The sequence below is a fragment of the Spiroplasma apis B31 genome (genome assembly GCF_000500935.1).
In the GTDB taxonomy this organism is placed as follows: Bacteria; Bacillota_I; Bacilli_A; order Mycoplasmatales; family Mycoplasmataceae; genus Spiroplasma_A; species Spiroplasma_A apis.
The window spans coordinates 602,751-618,542 of sequence record NC_022998.1 but is presented as its reverse complement, the minus strand read 5'-3'; the positions used below and the strand labels follow the sequence as shown (position 1 = coordinate 618,542).

The 15,792-nt window shown below is 27.9% G+C and carries 15 protein-coding genes and 1 tRNA gene; 6 read left to right on the top strand and 10 right to left on the bottom strand.

Annotation, left to right across the window (positions count from 1 at the left end; translation table 4 throughout):
• The first annotated feature begins 355 nt into the window (after positions 1 to 355).
• The 6 genes from selD (at position 356) to SAPIS_RS05415 (ending at position 3,617) form a co-directional block, all read left to right on the top strand.
• Positions 356 to 1,342, top strand: a complete 987-nt coding sequence (selD, locus tag SAPIS_RS02645; RefSeq protein ID WP_023789365.1) for a selenide, water dikinase SelD — start codon at positions 356 to 358, stop codon at positions 1,340 to 1,342.
• Between the two features lie 2 nt (positions 1,343 to 1,344).
• Positions 1,345 to 2,724 (top strand): L-seryl-tRNA(Sec) selenium transferase, encoded by a 1,380-nt coding sequence (gene selA, locus SAPIS_RS02640; RefSeq protein ID WP_023789363.1) that lies wholly within the window; start codon positions 1,345 to 1,347, stop codon positions 2,722 to 2,724.
• Positions 2,708 to 2,938, top strand: a complete 231-nt coding sequence (locus SAPIS_RS02635; protein WP_023789361.1) for a sulfurtransferase TusA family protein — start codon at positions 2,708 to 2,710, stop codon at positions 2,936 to 2,938. Before selA ends, SAPIS_RS02635 begins: the two co-directional genes overlap by 17 nt.
• On the top strand, positions 2,916 to 3,176 hold the full coding sequence (locus SAPIS_RS02630; RefSeq protein WP_023789359.1) for a hypothetical protein: 261 nt from the start codon (positions 2,916 to 2,918) through the stop codon (positions 3,174 to 3,176). The genes SAPIS_RS02635 and SAPIS_RS02630 overlap by 23 nt, the downstream gene beginning before the upstream one ends.
• Positions 3,161 to 3,505, top strand: coding sequence for a hypothetical protein (locus SAPIS_RS02625; protein WP_023789357.1), 345 nt, complete (start codon positions 3,161 to 3,163; stop codon positions 3,503 to 3,505). Before SAPIS_RS02630 ends, SAPIS_RS02625 begins: the two co-directional genes overlap by 16 nt.
• A gap of 14 nt (positions 3,506 to 3,519) precedes the next feature.
• A tRNA-OTHER gene (locus SAPIS_RS05415) sits at positions 3,520 to 3,617 on the top strand.
• Between the two features lie 138 nt (positions 3,618 to 3,755).
• Here the strand turns inward: SAPIS_RS05415 and selB are convergent.
• The 10 genes from selB to SAPIS_RS02575 all read right to left on the bottom strand — a co-directional run bounded on the left by selB (position 3,756) and on the right by SAPIS_RS02575 (position 15,760).
• Positions 3,756 to 5,603 (bottom strand): selenocysteine-specific translation elongation factor, encoded by a 1,848-nt coding sequence (gene selB / locus SAPIS_RS05190; RefSeq protein WP_023789355.1) that lies wholly within the window; start codon positions 5,601 to 5,603, stop codon positions 3,756 to 3,758.
• A gap of 2 nt (positions 5,604 to 5,605) precedes the next feature.
• The gene (locus tag SAPIS_RS02615; protein WP_023789353.1) at positions 5,606 to 6,358 is read right to left on the bottom strand and encodes a hypothetical protein; all 753 of its coding nucleotides are present in this window, start codon (positions 6,356 to 6,358) and stop codon (positions 5,606 to 5,608) included.
• 44 nt (positions 6,359 to 6,402) lie between these two features.
• The gene (locus SAPIS_RS05185) at positions 6,403 to 7,962 is read right to left on the bottom strand and encodes a sulfite exporter TauE/SafE family protein (protein WP_023789351.1); all 1,560 of its coding nucleotides are present in this window, start codon (positions 7,960 to 7,962) and stop codon (positions 6,403 to 6,405) included.
• Between the two features lies 1 nt (position 7,963).
• Positions 7,964 to 8,983 (bottom strand): proline racemase family protein, encoded by a 1,020-nt coding sequence (locus SAPIS_RS02605; protein ID WP_023789349.1) that lies wholly within the window; start codon positions 8,981 to 8,983, stop codon positions 7,964 to 7,966.
• Positions 8,984 to 9,011: 28 nt separating this feature from the next.
• Positions 9,012 to 9,728 (bottom strand): D-proline reductase (dithiol) protein PrdB, encoded by a 717-nt coding sequence (gene prdB, locus SAPIS_RS02600; protein ID WP_023789347.1) that lies wholly within the window; start codon positions 9,726 to 9,728, stop codon positions 9,012 to 9,014.
• 12 nt (positions 9,729 to 9,740) lie between these two features.
• Complete coding sequence (locus SAPIS_RS02595) at positions 9,741 to 9,932, bottom strand: CBO2463/CBO2479 domain-containing protein (protein ID WP_023789342.1); 192 nt, start codon at positions 9,930 to 9,932, stop codon at positions 9,741 to 9,743.
• Positions 9,932 to 11,773, bottom strand: a complete 1,842-nt coding sequence (prdA, locus tag SAPIS_RS02590) for a D-proline reductase (dithiol) proprotein PrdA (protein ID WP_023789340.1) — start codon at positions 11,771 to 11,773, stop codon at positions 9,932 to 9,934. Before prdA ends, SAPIS_RS02595 begins: the two co-directional genes overlap by 1 nt.
• 39 nt (positions 11,774 to 11,812) lie before the next feature.
• On the bottom strand, positions 11,813 to 13,135 hold the full coding sequence (prdC, locus tag SAPIS_RS02585) for a proline reductase-associated electron transfer protein PrdC (protein WP_023789338.1): 1,323 nt from the start codon (positions 13,133 to 13,135) through the stop codon (positions 11,813 to 11,815).
• A gap of 95 nt (positions 13,136 to 13,230) precedes the next feature.
• Complete coding sequence (locus SAPIS_RS02580) at positions 13,231 to 15,072, bottom strand: hypothetical protein (protein WP_023789336.1); 1,842 nt, start codon at positions 15,070 to 15,072, stop codon at positions 13,231 to 13,233.
• A gap of 142 nt (positions 15,073 to 15,214) precedes the next feature.
• Positions 15,215 to 15,760 carry a hypothetical protein gene (locus SAPIS_RS02575; protein WP_023789334.1) on the bottom strand — a complete coding sequence of 182 codons (546 nt, stop codon included), beginning with the start codon at positions 15,758 to 15,760 and terminating at the stop codon, positions 15,215 to 15,217.
• Positions 15,761 to 15,792: the final 32 nt, after the last annotated feature.

Sequence of the window (15,792 nt, the reverse complement as noted above, 5' to 3'; positions counted from 1 at the left end):
TTTTATTATAATAAAAAATAAGTCAAAAACATTAAAAAAGACAAGATATACGAGTGTATATGGATGTTTCGTTAATCTAGATTCGAGTAAATAAATGTGTTTAAAACTAAATCCTGGTTATTATAATTTAAATTTGTCACAAACGTAATCAGACAAGATATAAACTCTTTAAATCATACGGCATTCTTATTTCAAGCTTTTCTAACATCAAGATTATTATTGTCACAAATAATTATTTTGTATTAAAGTGCATAATTGATAATATTTATAGAAAATTTTCTAAAAATATTTTAATTTGTTATTAATTTTTCTTTATATTAGTTAGAATATCAATGAGAGAAAGAAGAGTGAGAATTTGAAAGATATAAACTGTATGGGTGGTTGTAGTTCTAAATTAGATAATAATAGATTAACTAAAATTTTAAAATTGGCTAGCACAAATTTAATTGGAAACGAAGACTCTAGTATTTGAAACTTAGAAAACGGAAAATCCTTAATAGAATCTTTGGATTTCTTTCCCCAAATTTCAGATTCATTATATACCTATGGGCAAATAACGGCTTGTAATTCTATAAGCGATATATATGCAATGGGTGGCAAACCTGAGTTTGCTTTATCTATTTTAACAGTGACAAAAGATATGTCAGATGAAGATATTGCCTTAATTATAAAAGGAATGAAGTCAATATTAGATCCATTGAAGATCAAAATATTAGGAGGACATACAATTATTACTAATGACTTATTATGTGGTTTAAGTGTTACTGGATTTGTTGACAATATTGACCTTAAATTAAATAACACTCCAAAAGTTGGAGATATCTTAGTAATTTCTAAGCCTCTTGGTTTTGGAACAATTATGGCAGCTAAATCAATTGATATGGTTAATTCAAATGATTATGAAGAAGCTATTAGGTGAATGACAACACCAAATGAATTAGCTAGTATTCAATCAATTAAATATAATTTTAACTCATTAACTGATGTCACTGGTTTTGGTCTTGCTGGACACTTACTTGAAAAACTAAATAATAAATTTACAGCATCTATTCAATTCAAAAGTATCCCATTAATTAAGAATGTTTTGGATTACCTAGGCAATTATATTGTTAATGGTGCTTTGGCTAATAATAGACGTAATTATTCGAAAGATATATATTTTGATGAAGATACCCCTTTTGCTATGAGACAAATATTTTTTGATCCTCAAACATCTGGTGGACTTTTAGGAACACTTTCTGAAAAAGAGTATCTTAGATTGATTCAAGACCCTAAAAATGTTTTTACTAAAATTGGTGTAATAAAAGAAAAGAGTAACTATCTTATAAAGGTTGAAATTTAAATATGTCAAATTTATTTAGAGCTATTCCAAGCATTAGCGAACTACTTAAAAATGAAGATATTAAAAGCTATCCAATTGATGAAGTGAATAAACATTTTCTAATAGAAGAATCTTTATATGAGTTAAGGTACAATATTGGAACAAAAAATATAAGTACTATTAGTTATCAAGAAATAGTTCTTGAAATATTAGAAAAATTTAAGAATAGTATTCTATTCTCCTTAAGGAAAGTCATCAATGCTACTGGAGTTATTTTACACACAAATTTAGGAAGAAGCATTTTACCTACAAGCTCTATCAAGAATTTTATTGAAGTAAATTCTGGATATTCAAATATTGAATATAATTTAAAAACTATGAGACGTGGTGACAGAGAAACGCATTTAACTAAAATACTGAACGAGTTAACTAATTGTGAAGACTCATGTGTAGTAAATAATAATGCAGGAGCTGTATTTTTAGTTTTAAATACTTTTTCTAAAAACAAAAAGGTTCTAGTTTCAAGAGGTGAAAATGTCGAGATTGGTGGAAGCTTTAGAATACCAGATATTATAAAAGCAAGTGGAGCTAAAATTGTTGATGTTGGCACAACCAATAAAACTTATTTGAAAGACTATCAAACAGGACTATTAGAAAATAAAACTGCTAACATGATCTTAAAAATTCACAAATCTAATTATGATATTGTTGGTTTTAATAACTCTGTATCCGCACAAGAATTAGCTTCTATTAAGAATGAGAATATCATTTTAGTAGAAGATCAAGGTAGTGGATCATTGATAGACTTAACCAAATACAATAACAAGTTAACTAAAGAAAACACTGTAAGACAATCATTAATAGATGGCGTAGATTTGGTTTTATTTTCAGGAGATAAGTTATTAGGTTCAGCTCAAGCTGGAATAATTGTAGGAAAGAAAGAATTAATAAGTAAGATTAAGAAAAATCAGTTATTCAGAATGTTAAGATCATCAAAAGTAGTTATATCTTTACTTGAAGTTACTCTTGAAATGTATAAAAAAGAGAAAATAGCTATTAAAACCATCCCTACATTAAGGATGATATGCGAAAACATTAACATGGTTAAAAATAGAGTTAAATATTTTATAAAACTAGTTAAGAACGATAATTTCAATTTGACTGTTGTGGAAACCAAAGCAACAATTGGAGGAGGTAGCTTACCCAAAGATATTATTGATAGTTATGGAGTTAATGTTGAATATAAAAATAAAAAAATAAATTATGTTTATGAAAAGTTAGTGAACCTACCTATTCCTGTAATTGGTACACTACATGATAAGAAATTAATTTTAGATTTTAAAACAATTCAAGTCAATGAAATAGAAATTATAGCGAGGTTTTTAAATGATGCAAAATGATAAAAAAGTAAGAGGAGATTTTAAGAACTACTCCTGCCCAGTGCCCTTGATAGAAACTAAAAAATTAATTGACAATAATCTTCCAGGAACAAGTTTCATAATAGAAGTAAAATCTCTAAATGCAAAAGATAATATTTCAGCTATGCTTGACGACTTAAAATATGAACATGAGTCTATCAACAAAGGAGATTATTATGAAATTAGTTTCACAATATAAATATATAATTACTTTTATTGATGGACGTTCTTCAAAAATAGCTCACCTAGTTTGTAAGGATGAAAAAATAGATAGCATTTATTTCCCTACCCCATTAAATATTGATAGGTATTGTGAATGATGTTTAGGTTTTAGAAACAGTGATACATGTTTAAGGATGTATAACCTATTTAAAAATAAAATAAATGTTGGTAAAAAGTTTTTGAAAGGAGATTACAATGTATGATTAGAAATGTAGTCCTATTAACAAATACAATTATTGGAAGTAATGACGATCCAGAATTAGGAGAAAAATTGATTTTATCATTTATTTATTCTTTGTGTAATTCTCCTGATGATGATTTACCAAGTCATATTATTTTATATTCTAAGGCTGCGAAATTAGTAACAATCAATGATCAATTATGTACTCATTTTTTAGAACTTCAACATAGAAAAGTATCTATATTGGTATGTGGTACATGTCTAGATTATTACGATATTAAAAAATTATTATTTGGAAAAGTTTCAAACATGTTAGAAATAGTAAGTATTTTAAATAACTCTACTAAAGTTATAAAGCCATAATATCAATAATTTATGGAAAGGGTTGGGTCGCTGGTGCGCCCACTAGCCTCCGAAGCTATGTTAAGAGTTTTGAAAACTTTTTGGTATGTTCGATTCGTACACCTTTCCGCCACATAGAAAAAACTATTGCAATAAAATAACGTTGACACTTGTCGGCGTTATTTTAATTTTGATTAATATTAAATGCTTTAAGTTACTAAAAAAAAAAAAAAAAACGTACTTCAATAAAGTACGTAAATTATTATTGTAGTTAATCTTTAATAACAAAATATTTATTATTAATTTTTTTTATTATTTTATCTTTTTCTAACTTACTTAAATAAATTAAATATATATCATAATCGATGTTTATTTTTGATTTTAGGTTTTCATAACTGATAGTATCTAAACTAGTTATTAATTTTTTTAGTTCTTGATAACGTGAGTTTAAAATATAGTAATCATAGTTCAACATTATAATTGAATTAATATTAATTAAATATTTTATAACTTGATTGAACACAATTTTATTGTCGACCTTTTCTTTTAATTGATTTATATTTTTTACATTATATTTATAATCCTTCATTCTACTTAGTAGAAAGTTTTTTATTTTATATTGTTGTTTTGAAAGTCTTACTTCGAAATGTTTCAATGAGTAAAACAAATTATCTTTTTTGATTTCTTGTTTCTTTATCATTATATTTAAAAAGTGTTCTATCTCTAATTGTTTTAAATCACTTTCTAAGTAAGTACTAATACTTGTAATTGTTAAGCCAGGGCTTAATGGTTTTTTTAAATGATATGAAGTAAGACCGGATATAATTTTACTTTTTAAATATGTATAATTAGTTTTATGTATAACATAATTATTTTGAAAGATTAAATCACCGCTACTCTGTGTTTTCAATTCATCAATGTCTATATTTTTATCCAAATCATTTATACTAACAAGATAATTTTTGTTAAGCTCTATAAATAATTTTTGTTTTTCAATTTTGTTATCGCTAGTTAAAATACTTAAATTATTAAGCTCTTTACTTTTAGTTTTATTAGAAACTACATTACTTTCTTTTAATACTTTGAAACTTTTATTTATATTTTTGTCTTTTGGAAGTTTAATTAAACATAACTGATCAATAGAAAAATACCATTCTTTTTCTAAAACTACTTGTCCATAAATTTTATTTTCTCTTTCTCCCAAGAATTTAAAAGCTCCCTTTAATCTTTTGCAACCTGCATAAATTTTGGCACTTTTTGAAGCTATTATTTCTTTTTCTTCGCAAGTAAATATTTCAACAGATAAACATTTACCAAATAAGATATTAGAATTTTTTACTAATATATCTCCGCGATGAATACTTTTCCAATTTATGTTACTAAGTTTTATAGATGTTCTTTGTCCTGGTTCTACATTAGGTACCGAGACATTATTACTTTGTAAGTCTTTTACTATAAAATTTTCATTTAGTGGAAGTAAAGTTACTTGATCGCCAATACTCAACATTTGATTTTGACATGTTCCTGTTACAACAGTGCCAATTCCTTTTAACTCAAATGACCTATCTATGTCCAAACGAAACTCTTTCTGCTTTTCTCTTTTTATAATTGTATTGGAGTAATTATACAAATTGTTTTTTAAATTATTAATGTCATCTATATTTTTACTTGTATATTTTTGTATAGAGAATATATTTAACTTAAGTTTTTTGAAAAGATCTATTATATTTGATTCAACTTCTCAAACTCTTTCTTTTAAAACTAAATCTGTTTTTGAAATTATTGGTAATATATAATTTATATTTAATAGTTTTAGGATATTCAAATGCTCTAAAGTTTGTGGCATAATTCCATCATCAGCTGCAATCATAAGGATTGCTCCATCAATTCCGCTTAAACCAGCAACAGCATTATCTATAAAATCTTTATGACCAGGTAGATCAATTAATGCTATATTAATAGATTCATTTTCTAAAAAAGCAAAGTTAATATTAATAGATAAGTTTCTCTCCTTCTCTTCTTTTAGCTTATCTGTATCTTTTCCTGTTAATATTTTAACTAATGTTGTTTTACCGTGATCAACATGACCAGCAACAGCAAGACATATATTTTTTTTCACCTTTACTCATCACCATCTTTCAAAGCATTTTTATTTATTCTTAAAATGTTATATGCTAAGCTAAACATAATTCCATCTTCATAAGCTGAACTATATTTATAAATAAATTTTTCATTATTGATTTTGAAACTAATATAGCCAACATTAAAAAATATATTTGCTGGTTTATATACAAGGTTTGTAATTTTTGATGTTGGATATTTTTTTCTAACGCCATTTATTTGAAAATAAAAATGTCCTGGTTTAAGATACAATTTTATTTTTGCTTCTTTATCTTCGCTTACAAAATTTCTTTTTTCTAAATCATACAGTGTTTCATTAAAAGCAATATATTTATAAACTTCTTTGACGCGAATATAAGCGAAAATAGTCGACAACAATAACGGAATTAAACTTAAAAATAAACCGCTTAAAATTATTAGCTTGCTTTTATTATCGGTTGTTGTAACAAAAAAACTTATGCTAACTATCATTAACAAAATTACAATACAACTTAGTAAGTTGTATAAGACTAGATGTTTAGACATTTTATACATTGCAACAAACCCAAAGTTATAAAACAAAACAAACAAAGAGATGAAAACTCAAGCAAATGTTTTATAAGAAGTAAATAAATAACCAATCATCTTAAAAGTTATTATAGAGAATATAACTAAAATAATTAATGTAATTACATTAACTCAAATCATTGATCTGTACTTTGCAAATGGTGAATTCATTGCTCGAAGATTATTTATTTTACTTTTATTTTTCATAAATTCTCCTTTGCTCGGCAAATAAAAATACAGTCTTTGTATTTTTATTTGACTGCATCTAAATGTTTTTTAATAACTTTTTGTCTTTTAAATTTATAATACTCGTAAAACATCATTATAGATGTATAGAAAATAACTATTATGACTAAAAATAAAAGATACTTTACAAATTGTGTGTTACCAGCGAAACCTACAAAAATTGCTAAAAATGCAGATATAACACCAATAACTCCACCAATGGTAATTGCAACTGTTACTTTTGGAGCATAATTTTTATCTTGAATAAATCTAATAGAACCTACAGGCATTAGAAATGCTGTACTTGCCATCATAACAGGAAAAGCAACTGTAACGTTCATACCCATTAAAGTAACAACAGCCATTGCAGGAGCATAAAGACCGATTCCTAAACTCATCAAGCCACCAAGTATTAGAAATATAAATGCAGATACATAAATTTTTCATTCATTAAAAGGCAAGGAGATAGCATCACCACCAGCACCAAATGCATTGATCATCGGATGAGATAACACCATCAATATAGCGGTTATAAATAGTAATGTTCCCATTACTATTTTCACAATATTTTTATTTATTTTATTTGCAATCACAGCTCCTAAGTAACTTCCGATAACTGCCATTGATATTAATACTATCAAAGTATAAGGATCTACTTTTACAGCCGCAATAAATATGATTGCTTCAAAAATAACAGGAATTGTATGACCAACATTTAAGATACCAAGTATTTTTTTATCATCATCTACAGCTTTAAAAGCTTTTAAAAATACTATTGTTGGTGCGAACGAACCTATACCAATTGTGTCAAAGAAATCTGTTATGAATCCTATAAATATCCCCTTCGTGAAGTTTGAATTTTTTCTTTCTATTGGCAAAGTTTTCGAACTATCTTTTAATAATAAGAAAGAAATAACACCAACCATCACAATTAAAATTCCAGAAAGAGCTAAAGCTATTATTGATTCTTTGGCACCAAAATTATAACTCTCGCCATTATTTGATTGCGGATAATACACTGTGTAATTAATTGTTAAAGCAGTAATCAATACAAATATAGTTGAGGTTATAAAAATTAAAGTTAAAAGTATTTTATTAATTGTTCCTTTGAAAACTTTATACTCTTGAATTAACTTTTCAAGCTCTTTATGATATTTTAAATCAATTTGTTTAGATTTCTCTTTAAACTCATTTTTATTTTCAGCTGTGGTTTTTTTTAACTCACTTTTCTCTACTTTTATTTGAGACTTCAAAACATTTATTTCTTCTTTTATTTTATTCTTTGTCTCTTTTGCATTTTTTGTTTTTTTAAAATTATTGATATCAATAAAATTTTCTTCCATTTTAATTGTTAAATTTTTAATCTTACTTTTAAGTTCTTCATAAGACTCATTGTATTGATTTTGTATTTCGTTTTGACTTGACTTGCCTAACTTTGAGTTTTTCTTCCAAAGAGTTTTATGTTCTTTTTTTAATTTATCAACACTGTCATTGAACTCGTTACAAATTTTATCTAACGTTACATCTTTTTTTAGAAGTTCTTTTTTGAGTTCTAGTTCATGCGATGAAAGTAAAGATGCTTTCATATTATTTTACCTTTGGATTAAACCCTTCCTTAAATGGATCATCTGGTTGAAGAACGAAATTTGAATAACCTGTTATTCAAGCTTTACCAGTAATCTCTGGCATAATGGCTTCAAAGTCACCAACTTTTGTTTTACTTAAAGCTTTTCCAATAAATTTTGTTCCTAAAATAGATTCGTAAACAAACTCTTCTCCAAGTTTTAATTCACCCTTTGCAACTAACGTTGCAACTTTTGCTGATGTACCAGTTCCACAAGGAGATCTATCAAATTGTCCTAAACCAAAAACAACACAATTAGAATAATTATTGGGATGTCTTTTGTTAGGTTTTTCATAAAACTCAATCAAATCAATTTTATTTATAAATTTGTTTATTGGATGTGCTACTTTTACATTTTTATTTACAAACTTTAAAATCTTCATTCCTTTTTCAACAAAATTTGAATCGTTTTCTGGGATAATATCTAATCCAAGTTGACTAGATTCCAATAAAATGAAGAAGCTTCCACCAAATGCTATATCAAAATTAATTATACCTATTTCAGGCACATCTAAAATAATTTTTTCTTTATATAAGAAAGATGCTACATTTTCAACAGATACATTTTTAACTTCATTATTCACAATATTAACTTTTGCTAATACTAATCCAGCAGGTGTATCTAATTTTATTTCTGTTATGGGTTCTTTAATTTCTACCATTCCAGTTTCAACCAAAACAGTTGCAGTTCCGATTGTTCCATGACCACACATATTTAGACAACCTGCAGACTCTGTAAATAAAACTCCAAAATCAGCTTCAGGGTTGCACGGTGGAATAATAATAGCACCAAACATATCATTATGACCTCGGGGTTCATTCATTAATATTTTTCTAAATCAATCGTGTTCATTTAATAATGAATCTTTTTTTTCCGCCATTGTTTTTCCTTTTAAATTAGGTATGCCAGAGAAAATAATTCTTGTGGGTTCTCCTTCTGTGTGAGACTCCACTGTGTAAATTGCTGATTTACTAGTTTTCATATTCGTTGCTCCCTCCTTTTATGATATTTTAAATATTTGCATGATATTCATAAGGTAATGGTACAACTTTTCCTGGTTGATCTATTTTTACTAGTTGTGTTAATGTATCTCTTAATATATTAATTTGCATTTCTTTGTTATTAGGCTCTCCTGCGTTTGCCCCCATTGGAACCAATGGAGCAACCGCTCTTGGAGTACCATTTTGTACACAAACTGGTGGTAATGCCGCAATTATAATTGTCGGTATACCTACAGCTTCAATCGCTCTTTGAATAATAACAGCGGTTCTATGACATGTACCCCGGCCTGCTGTTAAAACTACAGCATCAGTATTTTCTGATTTTAATATTTCTGCTACTTTTGGTCCTGTTACCTCGCTAAATGCTTGTTGGTTTCCTCCACCACCCATGGTTGAAATCATTATTGGTGATACTCCTTTTATGAAGCCTTCATCTACCAACTCACGCATTCTATCGATAGGAAACATACAATTTATATCCTTATTAACATCACCATTATCATATCCTCCGTGCGAAACCATTAAGTCATCAACGGAAGTATTTGAGGGAATTATTCTATAAGATGTGTCACCTGCCAAATTATATGGTGGATCACTTTTCAAGTGAACCCCTGCAGCAGTAACAATTGTTACATTCATATCTACCAATTTTTTAGTAACCGGTGTTCACACTGGTTGTGGTGTAACTGGTACATACACCTCTGATTGCATTCCTTTTATTGCCATATTTTCTCCTTTCTATTCTACTTCTACATAACTCATATAAATAGTAATATTTTGTCCTACAATAAGTTTTTTGTTTGTAATTATTAATCTTAACGGTAATCTCATACTTCCCATTCTACCTAATAAATCTATAGAAACACTAACATCATCAACGCTAGTAATAACACCTTGATATAATCTGATATTGTCGATATCTAAAAGCATTAAACTTCTTTCTCGTAGATTTCTCTACGTTTTCTAGATTTCTCAAGTATTTGCTCATTCAATACCAACTCAATTTTTTTATTTAGACCATCTTCAATTAATTTAATGTTATTTAATTTAATTTGAGGGTCTCATCGTCTTTCTGCTTCAATTATTTCTTCACCAGAGATTACTGATTTTAACATTTCTAATGCTCTAATGGCATCCTCTAATGTCAATGTATTATTAGAAAGTATTTCATTTTCAATTCCTTGTTTTGATTTGTTCATATCTATTTGGGCATACATATATTCATTACCAACAACAAGACCACCTTGCACAGCAGAATAAGTAACACCAACAACTTTGATTCCTCGTTTACCTATTTCTCTATGATGTTCTGCATAATCAATATGATTGTTACCAAAACCTTCTGTTGTAATAATCACTCCATCGGGTTTTATATATTCAAACATCATCCCAACTCTTCTAGCTACATAAAATTTTTCGTTATTTACTTGTGGAGAACCTACAACAACGAGCCCTACAAAATCAATATCTTGATCATTCAAAGCTTCTATAATCAATGGTTCTCTAAAATAATGTCGTGAAGTTTCTTTTGAAGCTGGACCGATACAAGTTAATGCATGTATTCCACCATCTAACAATTCTAATGGTGAGATAGCAATTGGTAAATTACCTAAATCAACATTAGGTACAGCACCAATAGTTCCAATAGGTTCGACAGGTAATATTAAGTTGTCGTGCATAGCACCTTGACCCATTATCTCTTTTAAAATTGCAACTTTTGGTTTACCTGCACGGGAAGTTTGTTTAAATTCTTCGGTTTTTGTTATGGTTAAATCTTTCGCTTCTTTTAGTGCATCACGTATTTCTTGCACAATAACATTTGAACATAAGTGAGCAGCAAGTGGACCGGGTCTTTCCATACCAGCGTTAGCTTTAATTACAACATGACATCTTATAAATATATCACCATAATCTGGTGCACCGGGTCGACCTCACATAATGTTTCGATTTATTTCACCTTCTGATGAACCGAACTCCCCTATCTGTTTATTATTTTCATCAACACCTGTTAGTAAAAGAATTACTTTATCTAATACTCTTGTTTTACCTTCTCCAAGAACTCCTTCAACCTTTACTGCTATTGGTTGAATGTCCATAATTGTGTCGATAACTTTTCCATAATCTTTTTCTGTTAATATATCGTACTCTAATTTTTTAACTAAATTATTACCTTTTGATATGGCTAATTCTGACAAGTTTTTATTTATGGTTAATACGTTATTTTCAATACTAGTTTTTTTACCTAGAACAACTTTATCAACTTTAACGTACTCTTTAGTCAAAGATCTTACAACACTTTCTATTGCATCTTCTTTTGTTTTATCCAAAGGTTTCTCGTTAAAAGATTTATTAGAATTATAATCAAAACTTGAATTAGTAATTGGAAATGATATATTAATATTTTCACCTTTACCAATTTTTATATTTACAATACCGTTGTTTATCAAAGGTTCATTTATCATTACATTTGTATCTGTTTTTCTATCTTCAACTATTTTTTCTTCTTGTATTGATGCACTTGTTCAACCCTCAACATTATCAGGGGTAAGTGGTGTTAAAGCATCAACAGTCATTTTTAACTTACCACCAATTACCTGCTCAATTTTTAATATATTGTCTGGTAGTACTACTAATCCAGAATCAATAAAGTCGGGTAATAAATTTGGATCTTCCAGTATTTTTTCATCTACAAGTGAACCTTTTTCAAATCTACAACAAGTAATTGCTGGTTTGTCTTTAAATTTCTCAATTTTTTCTTTACTTAGGGACATATTTTCCTCCTTTTTTGAAATGTATTTGTTTCAAACCGTTTAATCTTCAATTTTTCGATAAAGTTTATGATTTGAAGCTCTTAATACAAAATCTGTCTTATGGATTAATTTCAAACCCATATTTGGAGTTACCTTAGCAACAGTATTAGTCCGGGACTCACAGGTACCAATTAATATTGCTGTAGCTCCTTCTTTTTTTAAAGCCAATACTGTTGGTGCTTGACCTGGACATATACCAGGTAAATTACATCTTAGTCTTCCGTTTTGATCAGGGAGCATTCTTTTACAATTTCTTTCACCAACAACTTGTCCACCCATAATATTTGCTAGTTCTCTCAACTCTTCGAGTTGAGCGCCACACTCACAACCAATAAGTCCAAATTTTTCTTTTTCAAATTGATAGAATGGGGTCGCAACTAAAAAACCCCCACTAGTTTTAGTGACGGGGGTTTCCATATCTCTAATTTGTCCTGTAAATGGTCCTCCAACATACAATGGACCAGACGAATCTATAGAACCAAAAACTTTTTCCAAAATACTTTTGGCAGTTAATCCTATAGGTGTATCTAAAAAAACTTTTCCTTCTGAAAGAGAAACTTGATTTACTCTGCCACCAACCGTTAAATCTTTTGTTATGACTGGTCTGAGTTCATCAATTGCTCTACTAACATTTTTAACAGTCTCCACATTGGTTACAATAGACTTGGTTTTCCATGGTAATTCGCCTGGTTGCAATTCAATACCGGTTATTTCACGTATAATAACTCGTTCATCTCCGGCAGGATACATATCTGTTAAATCAAAAATTTCAATATTTTCTTCTTCTAAAAGTGCTTTTCTTATAGTTAGGAATGCTTTAGTGTACTTATGTTTAGTAGCAAAATATCCCTTTTTAGCGTTAGTGATTTCCATTAAATGTTTTAGTCCTTTAACTAAGACATTTATATTGTTTTCAACATAGCTGATGTTATGATTCAATATCGGCTCACATTCTGCTGCATTAACAATAATTTTTCCATTATCATCATCACTAAATTTTATTTTAAATTTTTCATAAGTAGGAAATCCTGCTCCACCAGCACCTACTACTCCAGCACTTTTTATTAAATCTAATTTAGATAGTTTTTCGTCTAGTCTTATATATTGCGAATCATCTTCGTTCAAATCATAATTAAGAAGCTCAATTGATTTTTCATCAATCTTACCTATTTGCGCACTAAAACTAGAATGTATGTTGGAACCTAATCCATTTGGAACGGCTATTAATTGTCCCCTTTTTACCATATCACCAGTGTTGACGATTGGTTTACAAGGAACACCAACGTGTTGCTTTAATAAAATTTTTAAAGCCGTAAAAACCATCTCCTTCACAAATATGATATACCCATTAGTGAAAAAAGGTAATTAAAAGAAAAAAAAGATTTGCATCTTTTTTACGTATATTTATTTTGGAAGTACTAGCTATTAAACATTTTTACTATGTCTATTTTTACAGTAGTACCATTTATATAGAATCCACCAAAAGTATACTTAATTTCCTTAGAAACATTATTTTGACCTTTTTTAGCTTCAATAACGACACTAAATTGATTACTAATAACTGCAGTTCCTTTTCTTATTTGAATATCTTCAAGCTTCATTGGATTCAAGTCTTTGTTTAAACTCATAAATTGTTTTAATATTGATTCTTCAACTTTAACAGGATTATCAACATCACTCATATTTAGAAAATCTTCGGCAATAAAGTTACCACTTTCTTTTATTTGGTTTGCACTATCACTTAAATCTAATGGTGCAACTCTTATGAATACATCATCTAATGATCCATTAACTTTTGTAGAGTTTGAGTTTGCTTTTAGATTAAATTTCCTATTTATTTTTTGTCCTTGTATAACATGGAAGTTTGATAATTGAATTTGACCAACTATATCATCTGAAATATTAGCGTAACCATTTTGTTTGAAGAACTCTTTTATCAAGTTAGATTTATCTGTTGCATTTAGGTCTAAATCAGTATTTTTATTTGCATAACCTTCAACAAATCCTAATATACGATCAAACTTAGAAATATTAATGCTTTCATAAACTTCTAAATTAAAGCTTACTGAGTCAGTGTTTTTATATGATATCGTAACAACTGTTTTTCCTTTAGATAAAGGAGTAATTGTAATTGCTTTAAGATTAGAATTGTATTCGACTTTAGCAACTTTTTCTACAGAACTTTTAATTACTGGTAACTCATTTGCAATTGGATTCTTAATAGATAATAAAACGTTTTTTGAACCATCTTTTTCAAATAGCGCTTGATCGGCAACTATTTCAATAACTGGTTTTTCTACTACTTTTTCTGTAACTTTTACTTCTACTGTTTCATCACTAACTGCATTGTCACTTCCAAAAACAAGAGATGTTGAACCAGCTTGTTTGACATTTAATTTTATCTCCTTATTTGATTCGTTGATGTTTATATCTAAAAATGAAGGTTTTTGTGATTTTAATTTAAGGTTTTTGATTTTATCACTGTATGTTATTGTTGCAGCTGGCAATACATTATTTTCTATGATCAAATCAATTTTATTTTTACTTAACCCTATATCAAATTTTTCCTTTTTAATACTTACAATTAAAACTTCTTTTAACTGATATTCTTCACTAAAAAAAGCAACAGAATAATGATCACCACTAAAGTTTTTATCGATTTGAATAACAATTTCTTTTAATTCATTATTTATATCTACTGTTATACCCATAGTTGTGAATATTTCCACAACTTTAAGGTCGTTTATTTTTTCGTTAAAGTTTATAATTTTTTTAGTTTCATTAGTTTCATCGAATGCTATAGTTTTTTGAGGTAAAATGTTTCCAATAATTGGCACATTTTCATTAATGTCTGGTGAAGTATTAGGTTTAGATAACCCTTTTCAAACCCCAAAGCTTATAGCTGAAATTAAAGGAATCAAGAGAACAAAAAGCATATAATACATTTTTTTAGGATTTACTCTCCTTATTTTAGTTTGCATATGAGATTCATAAGATAGATTTGAAGGTTTTCTTTTTGAAATACTCTCTTGTATCTTTGTTTCTATTTGGCAACTTTGGATACTTGGACTTTTTTTAAAATCATATTTACCAACTATTCGTGACCTAAAATGTAAATATTGTTTTTTATTTTTAAAGTAAAATTCTGTGTAACAATTTATACACTTGTAATGCCCACAAATTTTATCATAAGCAATTTTTAAATGTTCACACATGTCACCGTCATTTTTTAAATAAAATGAGTTAAATCTTGTACTCATACTTTATTCCCCCTTTCCTTAAAAAAATTTGTATTATATTTTAGCAAAAATGAAGCTAAATATAAATAAAAAAATATTATTTCTTATATTATAACATTTTATGTGTATAAAAAAGTCTCTTTGTAAGAGACTTTTATGTTGTTTAAATTATATTGATATTTTTAAAAAATAGTAATTTATATTTTCATTCTGTCACACTCATTTTCGATGTGCTTGAGTATGAATATGTAAATTTATAAATATATATTTTGAAAGTTGTGCTATTTTTTTGACCTTCAATAGTCGGTATATAAGAAACACCCTGTTCTTTAATATCAGATAAGTTATTTAGTTCTGTGAAGTTTTTGATGAATGGTTCAAGAGTATCAGTATACTCACCATCTAAGGAAATATCTTTAATTATTAAAGTGTCATTTAATTTGATTGAACTAGTCTTTGTATAACTGTCATTTAATTTATCCTTTTTTTCACTTAAATTGAATACTTTCTTTTTTGAACAATCAAAATCATTACAAAATTCTGCTTTGCTGTCTTCTAAGTCTTTTATGAATGTTTTATCATTTTTTTCGTTCTCAAAGTTTAATTCCTTAGCAGGATCTTCGATCCCACAAGAAATAGTTAAAGATGATGTAGTACCTAAAGAAAACGAAAGTGATAGTGTACTTATTATTGATATAAGTTTTTTCATTTATTTTCTCCTTGATTTTTATATTATAAAAA